General features: G+C 61.2%; 1 protein-coding gene. It reads left to right on the plus strand.

Annotated elements, in window-relative coordinates; translation table 11 throughout:
- Nucleotides 1-686 (plus strand): hypothetical protein (locus tag FEM03_RS24185; RefSeq protein WP_206171136.1); only part of this gene is annotated, 686 nt, incomplete at both ends.

The raw sequence follows: 686 nt of genomic DNA on the forward strand, positions 1-686 counted from the left end.
GCAGTTTGGTTACAGTCGCAAACACGCCATCAAACTGCTGGGAGCCAAGGCGGGCTGGGGCGGCGATCCCGCCAAGGCCAAAGGACGGCCAGCGCATTACACGACGGAGGTGGTCGAGGTGCTTTGGTCGATCTGGAAGTGCGCGGAACAGCCGTGCGGCAAGCGCCTGGTGAAACTGCTTTCGCTATGGCTGCCACATTACGAGGCTGAAGCAGGAAAGCTTAAAGCCGCCGTTCGTCAGCAGGTGCTGTGCATCAGTGCCGCACAGGCAGATCGGCTGCTGGCCCCGCGCAAAGCCAAAATCAAGCATCGGGGCCGCAGCGGCACCAAACCCGGCAGCCTTCTCAAACACCACATCCCGATCCGCACCGACAACTGGGACATCACCCAGCCCGGATGGCTTGAGGCTGACACCGTCGCTCACTGCGGCACCTCTCTGGAGGGAGACTTTATCTGGAGCGTGACCTACACCGACATCTACAGCGGCTGGACCAGCCTGCGAGCGGTGTGGAACAAAGGCGCCCATGGCATCGTCGAAGCCACGCGCGAAGTGGAAGCGGCGTTGCCCTTCGCCATTGAGGGCTTCGACTGCGACAACGGCAGTGAGTTCCTCAACTGGCATTTGGTGCGCTATTTTCAACAACGCCCCAAAGCCGTGGGTTTTACGCGCAGCCGGCCCTATCACA

This window comes from Phragmitibacter flavus (genome assembly GCF_005780165.1).
GTDB lineage: Bacteria > Verrucomicrobiota > Verrucomicrobiia > Verrucomicrobiales > Verrucomicrobiaceae > Phragmitibacter > Phragmitibacter flavus.